This window comes from Pseudomonas sp. EL_65y_Pfl2_R96, from assembly GCF_963970905.1.
Taxonomy (GTDB): Bacteria; Pseudomonadota; Gammaproteobacteria; order Pseudomonadales; family Pseudomonadaceae; genus Aquipseudomonas.
This window is the reverse complement of the sequence record NZ_CAXAQH010000236.1, coordinates 1-508: the sequence shown is the minus strand read 5'-3', so window position 1 is coordinate 508 and position 508 is coordinate 1. Positions and strand designations below refer to the sequence as shown.

General features: G+C 64.0%; 1 pseudogene. It reads right to left on the bottom strand.

Annotated elements, in window-relative coordinates:
• A pseudogene (locus AACY49_RS30390) lies at positions 1-508 on the bottom strand (mannose-1-phosphate guanylyltransferase/mannose-6-phosphate isomerase); the annotation flags it as partial.

Here is a 508-nt window from a genome sequence, read left to right as displayed (position 1 = left end):
ATGGCGGTGGCCGGCGGCAATGAACGTCGATTCGTTCTTGGCCACCAGCGTCGTGCCGGAGCCATTATTGGTGACCTTGGCCATGCCTTCGACCACCACCCAGTGCTCGTTGCGGTGATGGTGCATTTGCAGGGACAGCTTGCCGCCGGGTTTGACCACGATGCGTTTGATCTTGAAGCGCGGGCCTTCCTCGAGGACGGTGTAGGTGCCCCACGGACGGCTGACCGTACGGTGCAGGCGATAGGCTTCGTGGGATTTGTCCTTGAGCTGCTTGGCGACGCGCCGCACATCCTGTGCACGGTCGGCGTGGGCGATCAGCACGGCATCGGCGGTGTCGACCACAATAAGGTTATCCACCCCCACGGCGGCGACCAGTCGGCCCTCGCTCTGGACGAAGTTGTTGTGGCTGTCGATGAAGATTGCCTCGCCGCTGGCGCGGTTGTTGTCGGCATCGGCCGGGACCAGCGCCGCGACGGCGCCCCACGAACCGATGTCGCTCCAGTCGAAA